Source organism: Rhodococcus sp. EPR-157, from assembly GCF_001647195.1.
GTDB lineage: Bacteria > Actinomycetota > Actinomycetes > Mycobacteriales > Mycobacteriaceae > Rhodococcoides.
In genome coordinates, this window is sequence record NZ_LVCV01000444.1 from 1 (window position 1) to 1,277 (window position 1,277).

The window sequence follows — 1,277 nt, forward strand, 5'->3', positions numbered from 1 at the left end:
CGCCAGCCCAGGTCACTAATCTGATAAGCGATGACCGAAACAGCAGCGCCACCGGACCTCGCCACCTGGTTGAAGTCCCGTACCGATACCGAACTCGTCGGCACCCTCACGCTGCGCCCGGACCTGACCGTGCCGCCGCCGTCGACGATCGCTGTGCTCGCCGGACGAGCCGAGCAACGGGCCTCGATCCTCCGGAGCGCCGACACGCTGGACACCCTTGCACTGACCATTCTCGAGCTGCTCGCCATCGAGGGCGCCCACGAGATGCCAGTGCCGCGCTCGCAACTCGACGCTGCCATCGACAAGCGAGCAAGCACCAAAGCCGTCGACAAGGCACTGTCGGCACTTCGCGAGCGTGCACTGGTCTGGGGCACCCGCTCGCTCCGGATGACACCTGCTGCTCGCGATGCGGTGCCATGGCGGATCGGGCGGATCCTCGATTCCACCGAGGTCCTGACCCCGGAGCGCATCACCGAGGCACTGGCCGAAATCGACGACAGCTCGCGCAAGCTGCTCTCGACGCTTGCCCGCTCGTCGCCCACCGGGCGCACCCGCGACGCCGCGCCGGGCACCTCACCCGACCGGCCCGTCCAGAAGCTCTTGCGGGCAGGCCTGTTGATCTGGCTCGACGAGCAGACCGTCGAACTTCCCGCTCAGGTCGGCCAGGCGTTGCGCGGCGAACCGATCTCGGACCCCACGTCGATGACACCGCCGAAGCCACAGGCGACCAAGAACACTCTCGCCGACGTCAACGCGACTGCCGCAGGCGAAGCGCTCGAATTGATACGGCACTGTGCAGCGGTCATCGATGCGCTGGCGGTCAGCCCGGCACCAGCCCTGAAAGCCGGTGGTCTCGGCGTGCGCGAAGCGAAGCGCATCAGCAAGGCCACCGGCCTCGACGACGCGCAGGTGAGCCTTCTCCTCGAACTGCTGGCGGGCGCGTCGTTGATCGCGAGCGGCACTCCCGATCCCGTGCCGACCAACGATTCCGGTGACGACTACTGGGCACCGACCGTCGCCGTCGATTCCTGGATCACTGCAACTCCCGCCGCACGCTGGCACGCGATCGCATCGGCATGGCTCGATCTCCATCGGGCGCCGTGGTTGATCGGCATGCGCGATCCCACCGACAAACCCGTCGCCGCGCTGTCCGAGGAAGTGCGCTCTCCCGCCGCACCTCGCGATCGTCGAACCATCCTCGAATATCTGGCCGAGCTGAGTTCGGGTACGGCGACGACCCCGACCGACGTCTCGCGGGGACTGGCGTGGCGGCGACC

Annotated in this window: 1 pseudogene; it reads left to right on the top strand. The window is 67.8% G+C overall.

The annotated features are described in order from the left end of the window. Nucleotides 1–30 precede the first annotated feature (30 nt). A pseudogene (locus A2J03_RS20690) lies at nt 31–1,277 on the top strand (helicase-associated domain-containing protein); the annotation flags it as partial.